Source organism: Cupriavidus sp. U2, from assembly GCF_009663685.2.
GTDB classification, from domain to species: domain Bacteria; phylum Pseudomonadota; class Gammaproteobacteria; order Burkholderiales; family Burkholderiaceae; genus Cupriavidus; species Cupriavidus necator_C.
Window position 1 is genome coordinate 199,148 of the sequence record NZ_RCOG02000012.1, and the last position, 17,599, is coordinate 216,746.

A 17,599-nucleotide genomic window follows, 5' to 3' on the forward strand; every position below is an offset into this window, starting at 1 on the left:
CGGAGAAACGCATTGCCGATCACGCCATATTTGACAATTCGCATGAGACGCTGCATTTGGATGGTCTACGGCAGACGGAAGGTCGCCGCATCGATATAGATACTTGCATTTCAACGCAAGGAGGTAACGATGCGGGTATCTATCTTGTCGTACATGCGCGCGGCCATGCTGGCGGCGATGTTGATGCTGGTAGTGGGGTCGGCATTCGCCACGCCGCCAGCCTTTGTCTATCGCGGTTCGAATGTGCCGCCGGAACAGGTGTTCCACAATGGCTTCCCAAGCCCGGGAACCAACAACGACGTGTACGAGCACGTGGGCGGCAGCTCATGCATGGAGAGGACAACCTCGTTCGTTCCGACATCGGCGCAGGAATCCGTTGCGCATCAGTTTGCCAGCCGATGGCTGGTGGGGCGCGGCAGCCGCAGTTATGTGTATCGCATCCGGGCCACGGCAAGGTTCTATAGCGCCTATGCGTCGTTGCGGGACGCGTACACGCGACTGGGCAACGTGATTTTCCGGACCACCGCCGAGCGTTTCCGGCACGAGGACGAATGGATGGCCTACAGCGGCGTGCCGAACAACCTGGTGGAATCCGTCCAGATATTCGAGCGCAATGCCGACACGGGCCAAATGGAGGTCGTCGCCGAGCAGCGGAATCCGGCTTACGTCCCGGGGAACACAGTGGCGAACCAGCATCCGTTCTTGATTCGCAGGGCCCCGACCAGTACGGTGCAGCTTGTAACCCCGGCGTTGCCCGGCACATCGGGCGCGCTTGCCTCGGTCTGTTCGCTCTGCAACATCACCGAGGAAGAAGAGGAGGATCGCCGCCGCAAGCGGTCGGTGGACGCTTCCACCCAGGCCAAGGCCTGCAATTACTTTTCGATTCGCGAGGACGACTCGCCGGCGGCGGTTGTCGATCCGATCACCGGCGAGGAAGTCAAGCGTTACGTGCCATGGCAGACGCGCGTGCAGCGCAATGGCTATTCCAGCATCGAGACGCCTCTGGGGTGTCAGACGGTGACGGGCGCCGCTCCGCTGGCCGATCTGGTCGCCGTCAAGTGTGATGGCCTGCGCAATGTCAGAAGATTCCGGGTTTCCATCGGGGCAGGAGGTAAGGCCAACACATGGGTGGACAAAAGCGCTTCGACGATGGTGTCGAGGGCGAATGGTGGGGCCGCAAGAGTTCGGAGATTCCGGTCGTCAATACGGGTTACACGCTGGCCGACTACGGCTATTCGATCTATGACGTCTTCAGCAATACCACCGGCAACTGGTGGTCGGGGCTGACGGTACGGCCCTTTTACCCCGATCTGCCGTACACCGAATCGGGCGTGTGTGCCTATGACGCGGCCGGACACAAGACCTTGCTGCTGTGTCTGCCGCCGAGCGGCATTGTTGCCCGGCTGGAAGGCCGCAGCAACAATGCGATCAGCTCCATCGAGGCGCCTCCCGATCATGCCTACAAGATCTGCGAAGACGCCGGCTTTGCCGGGCGATGCCATATCCTGAGAGGCGACGCGAGTCAGACAGATTTGAGCCGATTGCGGATGAACGACAATATCTCGAGCATCCGGGCCTGCTACAAGCCCGTCCCGAACAGCTGGCAGCCTGCCCCGAACAATCGCGGCCTGATCGGCACGGTCTATTACCAGGTCGAGGCAACGTCCGGGCTGCGCGAGTACTACCAGCTCAACAAGAGCAGCTATGGCCCGATGCCGGCCAACCAGCGCAGCAACGCCGACTGGACCTACCTCCCGGACTACGACGAGTGCTGATCCGGGGCGGACGCCGATGACGGCGGCGCGGGCTGTTGCTGCGCCGCCTCGGCGTCATACCCATGCCATCCGCCTCCCAGCGCCTTGATCAGCGTGATGGCGGCCGTGTACTGGCGATCCATGATGCGCAGCGTCGTGGTTTCGGCGGTGTAGGCCGCCGTCTGGGCGGTCAGCACGTCGAGCAGGGCGGCGGTGCCGGCCTTGTAGCGGTTGTTGACCAGCGACAGCGCCTCACGCGCGGAGCGCAGGGCGTCGCCCTGGACCACGGCTTCCTGCTCAAGCATGCGTGCCGAGGCCAGGTTGTCCTCGACTTCCTGGAAGGCGTTCAGCACGGTCTGGCGATAGTTGGCCACGGTCTGGTCGTAGGCGGCCACGGCCTGCGCCTTGGCGGCACTGCGCAGGCCGCCGTCGAACACCGTGCCGGCCAGGCCGGCGCCGACCGACCACACGCGGTCGGGTAGCGACAGCCAGCGCGCCAGCGTGCTGGCCGTGAGGCCGCCCGTGGCCGACAGCGACAGGGTGGGATAGTAGGCCGCCTGCGCCACGCCGATATCGGCATTGGCCGCCGCCATGCGGCGTTCGACAGCGGCGATGTCGGGGCGGCGTTCCAGCATTTGCGAAGGCACGGCCACTGGCACCACGGGCACCGGTGTCTGCAAATCGGCCGGCGCGATGTTCAGTTCCGAAGGCGGCCGTCCAACCAGAATGGCGATGGCGTGTTCGAGCTGCGCGCGGCTGATCTGGATATCGAGCTGCTGGGCCTGGGCCGACTTGAGTTGTGTTTCCGACTGCAGCACGTCAGAGCGTTGCGCGGTGCCGGCCTTGTACTGGTTCTGCACCAGTTGCAGCGACCTGGCGTAGTCGGCCACGGTGCGATCGAGCAGCGCGCGCTGGGCGTCGGCCACGCGCAGCGAGAAGTAGCTCTGCGCCAGCGTGGCCTGCGTGGACAGCAGCGTCGATGCCAGGTCGGCCTGGCTGGCCTGCGCGCCCGCTTCGGCGCTTTCGACCTGGCGGCGGATGCGGCCCCAGATATCGATTTCCCAGCTGGCCGACAGCGTGGCGTTCTGGCCGTCGACAACATGTCCGGCCGCGCTGGACTTGCCGCGCGATACGCCGACATTGGCGCCAACCGTCGGGAAGTAGCCGGCGCGTGCGGCCGCCAGCGATGCGGTGGCCTGGCGATAGATCGCCTCGGCCGCCTTGATGTTCTGGTTCGACACCTGCACCTGCGATATCAGGTCGTCCAGCGTGGGGTCGTTGAACACGCGCCACCAGTCGGGGCGGCCGGCGGCGTCCTGCGGCTCGGCGGTCTTCCAGTCGCCGGTCCAGGCGGGCATGGCGTCGCTGGCTTCCTTGAAGGCCTTGGGTATGGGCGCGTCGGGGCGCTTGTAGTCGGGGCCGACCGCGCAGCCGGCCAGCAGGGCACAGGCCAGGGCCACCACCGAAAGAGAATAGGAGCGTTGGAACATGGCGGATGCGTTCTTCAGTGTTCGAGTTGCGGCGCGGTGCCGCGTTGCTGCCGGCGTGCGCGCCAGGCATTGACCTTCAGGCGCCAGCGGTCGAGCGTCAGGTAGACCACCGGCGTCGTGTACAGCGTCAGCAACTGGCTGACCACCAGGCCGCCGACGATCGAGATACCCAGCGGCGCGCGCAGTTCGGCGCCATCGCCGCGGCCCAGCGCCAGCGGCACCGCGCCCAGCAGCGCGGCGGCCGTGGTCATCATGATCGGCCGGAAACGGAGCAGGCAGGCGCGGTAGATGGCGTCGCGCGGGCTCAGGCCGTCGCGCCGTTCGGCGTCGATGGCGAAGTCGATCATCATGATGGCGTTCTTCTTGACGATGCCGATCAGCAGGATCACGCCGATCAGCGCGATGATGCTGAACTCGGTCTTGAACAGCAGCAGCGCCAGCAGCGCGCCCACGCCCGCCGACGGCAGCGTCGACAGGATCGTCAGCGGGTGAACGTAGCTTTCGTACAGTATGCCCAGCACGATGTAGATCGTGATGATGGCGGCCAGGATCAGCAGCGGCTGGCTCTTGAGCGAATCCTGGAATGCCTTGGCGCCCCCCGCGAAGTTGGCCTGCAGCGTCTCGGGTGCGCCGATCTGCGCCATGGCCAGCTTGATGGCGTCGGTGGCCTGCGACAGCGAATAGCCCTCGGCCAGGTTGAACGAGATGGTGGACGCGGCAAACTGGCCCTGGTGATTCACGCCCAGCGGCGTGCTGGTGGGCGTCACGCGCGCGAAGGCCGATAGCGGCACGCGCTTGCCGCCGCCTGTGACCACGTAAATGTCCTGCAGCGCATGCGGGCCCTGCAGGTATTCCGGGCTCAGCTCCATGACCACGCGGTACTGGTTCAGCGGGTGATAGATCGTCGACACCAGCCGCTGGCCGAATGCGTCGTTCAGGATGGCATCGACCTGCTGGGCCGTGACGCCGAGCTTCGATGCCGTATCGCGGTCGATGATGACCGACGTTTGCAGGCCCTTGTCGTTGGTGTCGGTGTCCACGTCCTCAAGGCCCTTGATGTTCGAAATCGCCGCGCGCACCTTGGGTTCCCATGAGCGCAACACATCGAGGTCATCGGACTGCAGCGTGAACTGGTAGGCCGAACTGCTCTGGCGCCCGCCGATGCGGATGTCCTGCACCGGCGTCAGGAACAGGCTCGCGCCGGGCTCCCTGGCCAGCTTGCCGCGCAGCCGCGCCACGATCTGGTCGGCCGTCTCCTTGCGCTCGGACAGCGGCTTGAGCGTGACAAAAATCTGGCCCGTGTTGCGCTGCGACCCGCCCGTGAAGCCCGTCACGTTGACCACGGCCGGGTCCGACTGGACGATCTTGATGAAGTTGTCGAGCTTGGTGCGCATCAGCTGGAACGACGTGGCCTGGTCCGCACGGATAAAGCCGATCAGCCGCCCGGTGTCCTGCTGGGGGAAAAAGCCCTTGGGCACGATCACGTACAGGTAGACGTTCAGCGCAATGGTCAGCAGCAGCACGATCCAGACCACCGGGCCATGGCGCAGCGCCACGCCCAGCGTGCGCGCATAGCCGTTCTGCAGGCGCACGAACAGGTGTTCCGTGGCCCGGTGAAAGCGCCCCTGCGTCTCTTCATGCACCGGGCGCAGCAGCCGGGCGCACATCATCGGCGTGGTGGTCAGCGAAACCACCAGCGACACCAGGATGGCCACCGACAGCGTGATCGCGAATTCCTGGAACAGCCGGCCCACGATGCCACCCATCAGCAGCAGCGGAATGAACACCGCGATCAGCGACAGGCTCATCGACAGCACCGTGAACCCCACTTCGCGCGCACCGCGCAGCGCGGCGGCCAACGGCTTCATGCCTTCCTCGATGTGCCGCGAGATGTTCTCCAGCACCACGATGGCGTCATCGACCACGAAGCCCGTGGCGATCGTCAGCGCCATCAGCGACAGGTTGTTCAGCGAGAACCCGGCGAGGTACATGATCGTGAACGTGCCCACGAGCGACACCGGCACGGCCACGCTCGGGATCAGCGTGGCGCGCACGTTACGCAGGAACACGAACACCACCATGATGACCAGCGCCACCGAGATCATCAGCGTGTGCTCCACCTCGCGCAGCGACGCGCGGATGGTGGGCGTGCGGTCCATCATCACGTCCAGCGAGATCGTGGCCGGCACCATCTTGCGCAGCTGCGGCAGCACGTCGTTGACGCGGTCCACGGTCTCGATGATGTTGGCGCCCGGCGAGCGGTTCAGCACCAGCAGCACCGACGGCTGGCCGTTGGCCGAGCCCGCGTTGCGGATGTCCTGCACCGAATCCACCACATTGGCCACGTCCTGCAGCCGCACCGGCACCGCAAACGAGTTCGGGCCGCCGCTGTTGACGTTGCCGCCCGTGGCACCCGTGCTGATGGTGGTGGTGCCGCTGCTGGTGGTGATCGTGGTGGTGGTGACGCCGTTGACGGTCTTGGTGCTGACGTTGCCGCCCGCGGCCGCGTTGGCCGTACTGGCGATCAGCGCGCCGGCCGATGTCGACGAATAGGTGCCCGGCGTGGCGTAGCGGATGATCAGCGGCATGTAATCCTTGGCCGCCATCGCCTGGTCGTTGGCATAGACCTGCCATGCCGTGTCGGGGTTGTCCAGGATGCCCAGCGGCCGGTTCGCGTTGGTGGCGCTGATCGTGTTGCGCACGTCCTCCAGCGAAATGCCGTAGTGGTTCAGCGCGGTCGGATTCAGTTCCACCCGCACTGCCGGCAGCGACGAGCCGCCGATCGTCACCTGGCCCACGCCTTCCACCTGCGACAGCTTCTGGGCCAGGATCGTCGACGCCGCGTCGTACAGCTGGCCGCGCGTCATCGTCGGCGACGTCAGCGCGATGATCATGATCGGCGCGTCGGCCGGGTTCACCTTGCGGTAGGTGGGGTTGTTCGGCAGGCTGGTGGGCAGCGTGGCGCGGGATGCATTGATGGCCGCCTGGACGTCGCGGGCGGCCCCATCGATGTCGCGCGACAGGTCGAACTGCAGCGTCACGCGCGTGGAGCCCAGCGAACTGCTCGACGTGATCTCGGTCACGCCCGCGATGGCGCCCAGCGCCCGCTCCAGCGGCGTGGCCACGGTGGCGGCCATGGTCTCGGGGCTGGCGCCGGGCAGCGACGCCGAGACCGAGATGGTGGGAAAGTCCACCTGCGGCAGCGGCGACACCGGCAGCAGCCGGAACGCCGCAATGCCGGCCAGCAGGATGCCGATGGTCAGCAGCGCGGTCGCTACCGGGCGGTGGATGAAGGTGGCCGAGAGGTTCATCAGGCGTTCGGCTCCTGCGGACGCGGCGTCACGCGGTGGCCGCCGTGGCTGCCATCGTCGCCGTCGTTGCGGTCATCGTCGCCGCCGTTCGGATTGCCGAACCTGCGGACGCGCCAGTCCTTGAGGCGGTATGCCACGCGGTCGAACGCCAGGTAGATCACCGGCGTGGTGAACAGCGTCAGCACCTGGCTGACCAGCAGGCCGCCCACCATCGTGATACCCAGCGGCCGGCGCAGTTCCGAGCCGATGCCGGAGCCCAGCATCATCGGCAGCGCCGCCAGCAGCGCGGCCATGGTGGTCATCAGGATGGGCCGGAACCGCAGCAGGCAGGCCTGGAAGATGGCGTCGTACGGCTTCATGCCATGCTCGCGTTCGGCTTCGAGCGCGAAGTCGATCATCATGATCGCGTTCTTCTTGACGATGCCGATCAGCAGGATGATGCCGATGATCGCGATGATGCCCAGGTCCTGCTGGAAGACCAGCAGCGCCAGCAGCGCGCCGACACCCGCCGACGGCAGCGTGGAAAGGATCGTCACCGGGTGGATGGTGCTCTCGTACAGCACGCCCAGCACGATGTACATGGTGATCACGGCGGCCAGGATCAGCCACAGCGTGTTCGACAGCGATGCCCGGAAGGCCAGCGCGGCGCCCTGGAATTCGGTGGACATCGAGATCGGCAGGCCGATTTCCTGTTCCACCCTGGTGATCTTGTCGACGGCGGCACCCAGCGATTCGCCCGGCGCCAGGTTGAACGAGATCGTGGCCGCCGGGAACTGCCCCTGGTGGTTGATCACAAGCGGGCCGGTGCGTTCGGAAATCCGCGCGATCGAGCCCAGCGGCACCTGGCCGCCCGACGACGACGGCAGCCGCAGTTCGGCCAGCGATGCGGGGCTGGTGCGGAATTCCGGCATGGTTTCCAGCACCACGCGGTACTGGCTGGACTGGGTGAAGATGGTCGAGATCAGGCGCTGGCCGAACGCGCTGTACAGCGCGCTGTCGATCACCGCCGTGGTGATGCCGAAACGGGCGGCGGCGTCGCGGTCGATCTCCACGAAGGCGCGCAGGCCGTTGTTCTGCTGGTCGCTGGCCACGTCGCGCAGTTCGGGCTCGCGCTGCAGCCGTTCGACCAGCTTCGGCACCCATTCGGCCAGCACGGTCGGGTCGGGATCTTCCACCGTGAACTGGTACTGGGTGCGCGCCACGCGGTCTTCGATCGTCAGGTCCTGCACGGGCTGCATGTAGAGCGACACGCCGCCGAGCTTGTGCACCGCCTCCTGCAGGCGGTCGGTCACCACGGCCATCGAATCGCGCTCGCCCTTGGGCTTGAGGTTGATCAGCATGCGCCCGGCGTTGATGGTCTGGTTGGTGCCATCCACGCCGATGAACGACGACACGCTGGCCACCGCCGGGTCTGCCAGGATCACCTTCTGCACGGCTTCCTGCTTGCGTCCCATCGACTGGAACGAACTGGTCTGCGCGGCCTCGGTGATGGCCTGGATCACGCCGGTGTCCTGTACCGGGAAGAAGCCCTTGGGCACCAGCAGATAGAGCAGGCCGGTCAGCACCAGCGTGCCGACGGCCACGACCAGCGTGGCGGTCTGGCGCGCCAGCACCCATTCCAGCGCCCGGCCGTAGCGGTCGATCACATTGTCGAAGAAGCGGCCCGTGGCCACGTGGAAGCGCGACTGTTCGCTCTCCGGCACATGGCGCAGCAGGCGGGCGCACATCATCGGCGTCAGCGTCAGCGACACCACGGCCGAGATCAGGATCGACACCGCCAGCGTGATCGCGAACTCGCGGAACAGCCGTCCGACCACATCGCCCATGAACAGCAGCGGAATCAGCACGGCCACCAGCGAGAACGTCAGCGAGATGATCGTGAAGCCGATCTGCCTGGACCCCTTCAGCGCGGCCTCCATCGGGGAATCGCCTTCCTCGATGTAGCGCATGATGTTCTCGATCATCACGATGGCGTCGTCCACCACGAAGCCCGTGGCGATGGTCAGCGCCATCAGCGTGAGGTTGTTGATCGAGAAGCCGGCCAGGTACATCACGCCGAACGTGCCCACCAGCGACAGCGGCACGGCCACGCCCGGGATGATCGTGGCCGACAGGTTGCGCAGGAAGACGAAGATCACCATCACCACCAGCGCGATGGCCAGCAGCAACTCGAACTCCACGTCCTTGACCGAGGCGCGGATCGTGGTGGTGCGGTCAGTCAGCACCTGCGCATGGACGGAGGCCGGCAGCGCCGACTGCAGCTGCGGCAGCAGCGTCTTGATGCGGTCCACCACCTCGATCACGTTGGCGCCCGGCTGACGCTGGATATTGACCACGATGGCCGGCTTGGCATTGGCCCACGCGGCCAGTCGGCTGTTCTCGGGGCCGTCGATGATGTCGGCCACGTCGGTGATGCGGATCGGCGCGCCGTTCTGGTAGCCGATGATGATCTGCCGGTACTCGTCGGCCGACTTGAGCTGGTCGTTGGCGTCGATGGTCGATGCGCGCGACGGGCCGTCGAAGCTGCCCTTGGCACCGTTGACGTTGGCGCTGCCGATGGCGGTGCGCAGGTCGTCGATCGACATGCCGAGGTTGGCCAGTGCGGTCGGGTTGGCCTGGATGCGCACGGCGGGGCGCTGGCCGCCGCTGATGGTGACCAGGCCCACGCCCTGGATCTGCGAGATCTTGGCGGCCACGCGGGTGTCGACCATGTCCTGCAGCTTGGGCAGCGGCAGGGTGTCGGACGTCATCGCCAGCGTCATGATCGGCGCGTCGGCCGGATTGACCTTGCTGTAGACCGGCGGCATCGGCAGGTCGGCGGGCAGCAGGTTGCCGCCGGCGTTGATGGCGGCCTGCACCTCCTGCTCGGCCACGTCCAGCGACAGCGTCAGCTCGAACTGCAGCGTGATGACCGACGCGCCGCCCGATGACGACGACGACATCTGCTTGAGGCCCGGCATCTGGCCGAACTGGCGCTCCAGCGGCGCCGTGACCGACGAGGTCATCACGTCGGGACTGGCGCCGGGGTACAGCGTGGTGACCTGGATGGTCGGGTAATCGACCTCGGGCAGGGCGGAGAGCGGCAGCAGCTTGAATGCGACCAGCCCCGACAGCAGGATGGCCAGCATCAGCAGGGCCGTGGCCACCGGCCGCTCGATAAAGATGCGTGAAGGATTCATGCCGCTTCCCTGTCTCTTCTCTTACTGCTGCGGCCGCTGGCCCACGCTGGCGCCCGGGTTCGCCGGCGTGCTGGTGGCCGGATTCGGGCTGCTGTCCGCGTCGCGCATGCGACGGCGTTCGACTGGTGCGCCAGCCGCTGCCGAAGCGCCCGCCCCGTCGCTGGCCGCGCCCGGTGCCGCATGGGTGCCGCTTGCGCCGCCATGCGCGCCGCTGGCGCCGCCCCAGTTGCCACGGCGGCCACGCGCGCGCGGGGCGCTCGACGGCTGCAGCTGCGCGGCGCGCGCGGCCGGGTCCACCGCTTCCACGACCATGCCTTCCTTGAGGCGGTCCGCGCCGTCCACCACCACGCGCTGGCCGGGCTCCACGCCCTTGAGCACGGCGGTGCGGGCGCCATCGCTCGGGCCCAGCGTCACCACCTGAACCTTCACGGTGTTGTCGTCGCCCACCACATAGACAAAGGTGCCTTGCTGGCCACGCTGGATGGCGGCCACCGGGATCACCGTGGCGTCTTCCATGGTATCCACGCGGGTGCGCACGTTCACGAACTGGTTCGGGAACAGCATGCCGTCGGTGTTCTGGAAGATGGCCTTGAGCTTGACCGTGCCGGTAGTGGTGTCGATCTGGTTGTCGGTGGTCAGCAGCGAACCCTCGGCCAGCTGGTTGCGCATCTGGCGGTCCCACGCCTGCACCTGGAGCTTCTCGCCGGCGTTCAGCTTCCTGAGCACGGCGGGCAGGTTGTCCTCGGGAATCGTATACAGCACGGTGATCGGCTGGATCTGCGTGATCAGGGCGATGCCATTGGTGTCGCCGGTGCTGACGATGTTGCCGGGGTCCACCTGGCGCAGGCCGATGCGGCCCGAGGTGGGCGCCACGATGCGCGTGTAGCCCAGGTTCAGCCGCGCGTTGTCGACGTTGCCCTGGTCGGTCTTGACCACGCCTTCGTACTGGCGCACCAGCGCGTCCTGCGTGTCCACCTGCTGCTTCGAGATCGAATCCTGCGCCAGCAGCGTCCTGTAGCGTTGCTGGTCCAGCCGGGCGTTCTGCAGCAGCGCCTGGTCACGGGCCAGCTGGCCCACGGCCTGGTCCAGCGCGGCCTGGAACGGGCGCGGATCGATTTCGGCCAGCACGTCGCCGGCCTTGACCATCTGGCCTTCCTTGAACAACACCTTCAGCAACGGGCCGGACACCTGCGCGCGCACGGTGACGTTGGCCACCGGCGTCACGTTGCCCAGGCCATTGAGCACCACATCCATGTTGCGCTTGCTGACCGTATTGACCACCACGGGCGAGCGTGGCATGGCGTTCGGCCCGCCCTGGCCGCCGGCCCCGCCCGCCCCGCGTCGGCCTGCCCCCATGCCTGCCGCCCCGCTGGCGGCGCCCGGTGTGCCGGCCGCTGCCTCCTGCGCCGCCTTGCGGTGGCTGTGCCAGTACCAGCCGGCGCCCGCCAGCACGACCATGACGGCGACGGCAATCCAGGTGCGGCGGCGCAGACGGACCGGGCCGCGCGGCGGGGTGGGGGGAATAGGTTGACCTTGTTCTGGGTGGGACATGAACGGAATCCTGGGAACCGGCACGACATAAAAGGCGCGCGTGCCAAACGGTATTCGCACAGCGACTGTGACGGCGAAGTGGCAGCAGTATGCCGCATCGGGAGGGCAAGGCGACCCGCCGTCAGGTGGGATGGCGCCCGGCGGGGCGCGTCATGGATGCAAGCATAATGTGCAGCCGTGATCCCACGTATTTCGCGGTTTCCCGCTTTTATTACAGCGGGTTACGGGCGGCCTGGGTGTAACGTCCAGAAACAAAACCGTCCCGGGCATTTGCAAGGTTGCATGCCCGTCCTGACTATCATGTGCCTATGCGTACAAACCAGCCCACACAGATTCTCGTCGTCGACGACGATCCCGAATTGCGCGACCTGCTGCGCGAATACCTGACCTCGCAAGGCTTTGCGGTGTCGGTGCTGCACGATGGCGATGGCCTGCAGGCCCGGCTGGAGCGCGAGCGCCCGGCGCTGATCGTGCTGGACCTGATGATGCCCAAGGTTGATGGCCTGACCGCCCTGCGCAACCTGCGGGCCAAGAACGACGACATCCCCGTGATCCTGCTGACCGCGCGCAGCGACGAAATCGACCGCATCGTCGGGCTGGAGATCGGCGCCGACGACTACCTGGGCAAGCCGTTCTCGCCGCGCGAGCTGCTGGCCCGCATCAACGCCGTGCTGCGCCGCAAGCTGGCCCGCCCGGCCGCGGCGCCGGAAGACCGCGAATCGATCGCCTTCGGCCCGTTCCGGGTGAATTTCCGCCAGCGTTCGCTGGAACGCAGCGGCCAGGCCGTGTCGATCAGCGATACCGAGTTCGCGCTGCTGAAGCTGTTGCTGATGCATCCGCTGGAAGTGCTGTCGCGCGAGCGTATCGTCGAACTGATGTATGGCACCGCCAACGGCATCAGCGACCGGGGCATCGACGTCCAGATCTGGCGCCTGCGCCGGCTGCTCGATGAAGACGCGCAGCGCCCGCGCTATATCCAGACCGTACGTGGCCGGGGCTACACCTTTGTGCCTGACGAAGCCGAGGACAGCGTTCCGCAATAGGGCTCCCGTAATGGAGCCTCCGCATGAAGCCAAGGCATGAAGCTAAGAATCGACACCCTGTTCGGCCGCATGGCGCTGCTGATCGCCGCCGTGCTGATGATCAGCCATTTCTCGTGGCTTGCCATCCTGCGCATGGATCGGCGCCAGCAGCAGATCGACTATTCGGTCGAGCAGATGCTGTTCCAGCTGGACAGCATCCAGCGCGCCCTCGACGCCAGGCCGCCCGTGCCGCTGCCGAGCCTGGTCGAAGTGGCCGATACCGCCGCGGCGGACGAGCACGCCGGCCGCCCGCAAGGGGGGCGGCCGCGCCGCCTGGTGGACCAGTTCACGCGCCGCCTGCCGCCGGGCTCCGAAGTGCGGCTGGAGGACGAACTGTCCACCCCCCGGCTCTGGATCAAGCTGCCCAACCGCAACCGCTGGATCGCCATGCCGATCCTGTTCGTGCATAACCCGCCGCCTGACAACCGGCTGATCCCGGGCGTGGTGCTGGTGGTAGGGGTGGCCATCGTCTTCGCGCTGTTCGTGGCGTGGCAAATCCAGCGGCCGGTGCGCGATATGGCCGAAGCGGCCGAAAAGCTGTCGCGCCAGCAGGCTGTGCCGCCGCTGCGCGAGCGCGGGCCGCACGAGTTGCGCCAGCTGATCGTGCGTTTCAATCGCATGGTGGCCGACCTGTTCCGTATCGACCAGGAGCGCAACACGATGCTGGCCGGCATCGCGCACGACCTGAAGACGCCGCTGGCGCGGCTGCGCCTGCGGGCCGAGATGCTGTCGGACCCCAAGGCGGCGGCCGGTGTGACGCGCGACGTGGACTCGATGTCGGCCATCGTGGAGCAGTTCCTGACCTTTGCGCAGAGCAGCGAACCGACGGCCCGGCCGGTGCCGGTGGACAAGCGCATTGGAGAACTGGCGGCGTCGCTGCAGGAGCAGGACAGGCAGGTGGTGCTGGAACTGACCGCCGGCGACGGCTTCCGCATGATCGCCACCCAGCTGGACCGCATCATCGGCAATCTGGTGGACAACGCGTACGCCTACGGGGCCCCGCCGGTCTATGTGGCGACGTCGCGCACCGCCGAGGGATGGTGCCTGACCGTGGAAGACCAGGGGCCGGGCATCCCGGCCGACGCCATCGAGCGCGTGACCATGCCGTTCGTGCGGCTGGATCCGGCACGCGGCGGCAATGCGCATTCCGGGCTGGGCCTGGCCATTGTCGATCGGCTGGTCAGGCAGGGCGGGGGCAGACTGACGATCAGCAACCGCGACGAAGGCGGCTTGCGCGTGGAGATGGTGTTCCCGTTCACGGCGATGGCGCAGGCGGCCTGATCGCGCTCAGACCTTCTTCTTTTCCCCGATCCGGCTTTCCTTGCCGGCCAGCAGTTTGGCGATATTGCTACGGTGGCGGGCAATCAGCAGGATGCCGATGACCAGCACGGCGCCGGCAATGATATCCACGCCAAACATCAGCACGTAGAAGAACGGCGCGAAGATCGCGGCCACCAGGGCGGCCAGCGACGAATAGCGGAAGAAGAACGCGATGATGAGCCAGCTGGCCAGCGTGCCGGCGCCCAGCAGCGGGTCGATCGCGAACAGGATGCCGGCCGCGGTGGCCACGCCCTTGCCGCCCGCGAAGCGGTGGAATACCGGGAACAGGTGGCCCAGGAACACGGCCAGCGCGGCCAGCGCGATGCCGGTATCGTCCACGCCGTAGCCGGGGCCCAGGTGCTTGACCAGCATGATCGCCACATAGCCCTTCAGGCCATCGCCGATCAGCGTCAGGATCGCGGCCTTCTTGTTGCCGGTGCGCAGCACGTTGGTGGCGCCGGGGTTGCCGGAGCCGTAGCTGTGCGGATCGGGCAGGCCCATGACCTTGCTGACCACCACGGCGAACGACACCGATCCGATCAGGTAGGCGATGACGGCAAATATCAGGTTGACCATTGTGTGGGAATAAAGACAAGGAATTTCAGGCTGGCGCGATTGTAGCGCGGCACGGCGCCGACGCACGCCGTGGTTTCCCCGGCTTCCGACAATTCGGCGGGCGGCCTGATCGCCATCAGTCGGGCAACGCGCAAGCCACCGGCCTGGCGTCCAGCAGATCGGTCAGCACGCCCGGGGCGATGCTGATCAGGTAGCCGCGCCGTCCGCCGTTGATATAGACGGTGTCCAGCGCCAGCACAGTGCCTTCCACGTAGACCGGCATGCGCTTCTTCGTGCCGAACGGCGATGTGCCGCCCACCATGTAGCCGCTGTGGCGCTGGGCCACCTCGGGCTTGCACGGCTGCACGCTCTTGGCGCCGATCTGCCGCGCCAGGTTCTTGGTCGATACCGAGCAGTCGCCATGCATCAGCACGATCATCGGCCTGGCGGCCTCGTCCTCCATCACCAGCGTCTTCACCACATTGTGCTCGGGCACGCCAAGCTGGCGCGACGATTCGCCGGTGCCGCCGTGGTCGACATAGTCGTAGGTATGCTCGCCGAACGCCACACCCTGCTTGCGCAGCATCTGCGTGGCCGGTGTCTCGGAGACGTGTTTCTGCTTGCTCATGGAACGGAATGTCAGCGCCGGCTCAGCCGCGCGGATGGTGATGCTGGTGCAGCTCGCGCAGGCGCTCGCGCGCCACGTGCGTGTAGATCTGCGTGGTGGAGATATCGGCATGGCCCAGCAGCAGCTGCACCACGCGCAGGTCGGCCCCGTGGTTCAGCAGATGCGTGGCAAAGGCATGCCGCAACGTATGCGGCGACAGCGGGGCATGGATGCCGGCCTCGCGCGCATGCTTCTTGATCAGGTGCCAGAACGTCTGGCGCGTCATGCCTTCGCCGCGCTGGGTGACGAACAGTGCGTCGCAGGCGCGGCCGGCCAGCAGCGCGGGCCGGCTTTCGGCCAGGTAGCGGCGCAGCCAGTCGCCGGCCTGGGCGCCAAACGGCACCAGCCGTTCCTTGTTGCCCTTGCCGCCCACCACGCGTGCCACGCCCTCGTTGAGCCCGATCTCGATCGTCTTCATGTTCGTCAGCTCGGACACGCGCAGCCCGCTGGCATACATCAGTTCGAGCATGGTGCGGTCGCGCAGGCCCAGCGGGGTGTCCTCGTCGGGGGCTTCCAGCAGCGCCTCGACCTGGCCTTCGGACAGCGTCTTCGGAAAGCGCGGCGGCTGCTTGGCCGGGCGCAGCAGCAGGCAGGGATCGGCGTTGATCATGTGCTCGCGCAGCGCCCACTGGTAGAAGCGGCGGAACACCGTCAGGCGGCGGTTGGCGGACGACGCGCGGGTTGCGGTGTGGCGTGCCGCGAAGTAGGCGGACAGCGCCGTGTCGTCCGCGGCCAGCAGCGTGCAGGTGTCGCTTTCGTGCAGCCAGCGCGCCAGCAGCGCCAGATCGCGCCGATAGGCGTCGATGGTGTTCTTCGACAGCCCGTCTTCGAGCCACAGCGCATCGCAGAAGCGGTCGACCAGCGCCAGGTCTTCGGCCAGCCCCGCGCTCATAGGAGCATCGCCCTTTCATGGCGCAGCAGCCATCGCTTGACGCCCAGGTGGAAGCCCTCCTCGCCGTGATGGGCGAAGCCACCGAGCCCGTTGGCCGCCACCACGCGGTGGCACGGGATCACGATCGGAAACCAGTTCTGCCCGCACGCCTGGCCCACCGCGCGCGGCATGCTCTGCAGCGATCTGGCGATGGTGCCGTAGGTGGTCAGCCCGCCGCGCGGCACGGCGCGGATGGCATCCCAGACCTTGCGCTGGAAGTCGGTGCCGCGCGTGGCCAGCGGCAGGTCGAAGACCATGTCGGGGTTGTCGTAGTAGGCCGCGAGCTGCTCGGCCACGCGCTGCGTCAATGCGCTGGTTGGCGCAACTTCGGCAAAGCTGTCGGGCAGGTAGACGAGCTCGTGAACCTGCGCGCCATCGATACGTACGCCGACCTTGCCGAATGGCGCGGGCAGGACGGCATCGAAGGGATGTGGCATGGGGGATGGCGGTTGAGAGGGCTAGGCCGGATTCTATGCCTATTTGCGTTGCACACCCCTGGTTTTCTCCCTCTCCCGCGCAGGAGAGGGCGCGGGAGAGGCCAAGGCGCGTCAAGCACCTTCCACGCCAGAACCCGCACCACAAAAAAGAAGGACCACGCGAAGTGGTCCTTGACGAAAATTGCCGGGAAATCAGGCGCTTTACCCTCTCCCCCGACCCCTCTCCCGCAAGCGGGAGAGAGGAGTACACCAGGGCCTGTCAAACGGCTTACTGCTCCAGCTTGATGTTCTGAACCTTCACCAGGTTCTTCATCTTGTCGAATTCCTTCTTGATTTCGGCGGCGTGCTGGGCCGGCGTGTTGCCCGACGGCTCGGCGCCGGCGGCTTGCAGGCGATCCACGAAGCCCTTGTCCTGCAGCGCCTTGACCACCGCGCCGTTGAGCTTGGCGATGATGTCGTCAGGCGTGCCGGCCGGGGCCACCAGGCCGTACCAGGCCGGATCGTTCGGCTCCTTCAGGCCCATTTCGCCGAAGGTCGGCACGTTGGGCAGGCCTTCCACGCGCTTGTTCCAGGCCACCACGATCGGGCGCAGCTTGCCGGCCTTGATGTAGGGCATCGACGAGGGCAGGTTGTCCACCATGATCGGCACCTGGCCGGCCAGCACGTCGTTCAGCGCCGGGCCCGCGCCACGGTACGGAATGTGCACCATGAACGTCTTGGTGGACACCTTGAACTGCTCGCCCAGCATGTGGCCAAAGCCGCAGGTGCCGGACGACGCATACGAATACTTGCCCGGGTTGGCCTTCAGCACGGCCAGGAATTCCTTGTAGTCCTTGGCCGGGAAGTTCGGGTTCACCGCGATCACGTTGGCCACGTTGGCCACGTTGGCGATGGGCTTGAAGTCCTTGATCGGGTCGTACGACAGCTTCGGGTTGCAAGCCGGGTTCACGGCCATCGTCGACACCGTGGAGATGCCGATCGTGTAGCCGTCCGGGGCCGACTTGGCGATGGCGTCGGCGCCGATCGAGCCGCCGCCACCGGCGCGGTTTTCCACCACCACCGGCTGACCCAGGATACGGCTCATCTGGTCGGCCACGCCGCGGCCCACGATGTCGGTCGTGCCGCCCGGCGCGAACGGAATGATCAGGCGGATCGGCTTGGTCGGATAGTTGCTCTGTGCTTGTGCTACGGATGCCACGGAGCCGGCGGCCATGAAGACCGTCGAAGCCAGGATCAGTGCTTTCTTGTGAGCTTGCATTGAGGAGAGTCTCCCGTCGTTGAAGCCGGGCGGATCGCGCCCGGGGAGGTCATGAAACACCGGC

At 66.7% G+C, this 17,599-nt stretch carries 12 protein-coding genes; 3 read left to right on the forward strand and 9 right to left on the reverse strand.

Annotation, left to right across the window (positions count from 1 at the left end; translation table 11 throughout):
- The first annotated feature begins 129 nt into the window (after positions 1–129).
- The gene (locus D9X30_RS11135; RefSeq protein WP_153946633.1) at positions 130–1,287 is read left to right on the forward strand and encodes a hypothetical protein; all 1,158 of its coding nucleotides are present in this window, start codon (positions 130–132) and stop codon (positions 1,285–1,287) included.
- Between the two features lie 472 nt (positions 1,288–1,759).
- Here D9X30_RS11135 and D9X30_RS11140 read toward each other — a convergent pair whose 3' ends face one another.
- Genes D9X30_RS11140 through D9X30_RS11155 form a run of 4 tightly spaced genes read right to left on the reverse strand, consistent with a single transcriptional unit; the run spans position 1,760 to position 11,285 of the window.
- Positions 1,760–3,244 (reverse strand): efflux transporter outer membrane subunit, encoded by a 1,485-nt coding sequence (locus D9X30_RS11140; protein WP_153946634.1) that lies wholly within the window; start codon positions 3,242–3,244, stop codon positions 1,760–1,762.
- Between the two features lie 14 nt (positions 3,245–3,258).
- The gene (locus D9X30_RS11145; protein WP_153946635.1) at positions 3,259–6,555 is read right to left on the reverse strand and encodes an efflux RND transporter permease subunit; all 3,297 of its coding nucleotides are present in this window, start codon (positions 6,553–6,555) and stop codon (positions 3,259–3,261) included.
- The gene (locus D9X30_RS11150; protein ID WP_153946636.1) at positions 6,555–9,734 is read right to left on the reverse strand and encodes an MdtB/MuxB family multidrug efflux RND transporter permease subunit; all 3,180 of its coding nucleotides are present in this window, start codon (positions 9,732–9,734) and stop codon (positions 6,555–6,557) included. Before D9X30_RS11150 ends, D9X30_RS11145 begins: the two co-directional genes overlap by 1 nt.
- Positions 9,735–9,755: 21 nt before the next feature.
- Entirely contained in the window at positions 9,756–11,285 is a 1,530-nt protein-coding gene (locus D9X30_RS11155; protein WP_153946637.1) for an MdtA/MuxA family multidrug efflux RND transporter periplasmic adaptor subunit, read from the reverse strand.
- 308 nt (positions 11,286–11,593) lie between these two features.
- On the opposite strand from D9X30_RS11155, the gene D9X30_RS11160 reads away from it, so the two are divergent.
- Together D9X30_RS11160 and D9X30_RS11165 are read left to right on the forward strand one after the other, a co-directional pair.
- The gene (locus tag D9X30_RS11160; RefSeq protein WP_066739401.1) at positions 11,594–12,328 is read left to right on the forward strand and encodes a response regulator; all 735 of its coding nucleotides are present in this window, start codon (positions 11,594–11,596) and stop codon (positions 12,326–12,328) included.
- A 36-nt stretch (positions 12,329–12,364) separates the two neighbouring features.
- Complete coding sequence (locus D9X30_RS11165) at positions 12,365–13,648, forward strand: ATP-binding protein (RefSeq protein ID WP_153946638.1); 1,284 nt, start codon at positions 12,365–12,367, stop codon at positions 13,646–13,648.
- A 6-nt stretch (positions 13,649–13,654) separates the two neighbouring features.
- On the opposite strand, the gene plsY is transcribed toward D9X30_RS11165, so the two are convergent.
- The 5 genes from plsY to D9X30_RS11190 form a co-directional block, all read right to left on the reverse strand.
- Positions 13,655–14,263 carry a glycerol-3-phosphate 1-O-acyltransferase PlsY gene (gene plsY, locus D9X30_RS11170; RefSeq protein ID WP_153946639.1) on the reverse strand — a complete coding sequence of 203 codons (609 nt, stop codon included), beginning with the start codon at positions 14,261–14,263 and terminating at the stop codon, positions 13,655–13,657.
- A gap of 115 nt (positions 14,264–14,378) precedes the next feature.
- A complete protein-coding gene (locus D9X30_RS11175) occupies positions 14,379–14,870 on the reverse strand; it encodes an aminoacyl-tRNA deacylase (protein ID WP_153946640.1) in 492 nt (163 codons plus the stop codon).
- Positions 14,871–14,892: 22 nt separating this feature from the next.
- Positions 14,893–15,801 carry a site-specific tyrosine recombinase XerD gene (gene xerD / locus D9X30_RS11180; RefSeq protein WP_153946641.1) on the reverse strand — a complete coding sequence of 303 codons (909 nt, stop codon included), beginning with the start codon at positions 15,799–15,801 and terminating at the stop codon, positions 14,893–14,895.
- On the reverse strand, positions 15,798–16,277 hold the full coding sequence (locus D9X30_RS11185; protein WP_153946642.1) for a methylated-DNA--[protein]-cysteine S-methyltransferase: 480 nt from the start codon (positions 16,275–16,277) through the stop codon (positions 15,798–15,800). Before D9X30_RS11185 ends, xerD begins: the two co-directional genes overlap by 4 nt.
- A gap of 268 nt (positions 16,278–16,545) precedes the next feature.
- Positions 16,546–17,535: a tripartite tricarboxylate transporter substrate binding protein BugE gene (locus tag D9X30_RS11190; protein WP_153946643.1), complete on the reverse strand. Its 990-nt coding sequence runs from the start codon at positions 17,533–17,535 to the stop codon at positions 16,546–16,548.
- Positions 17,536–17,599: the final 64 nt, after the last annotated feature.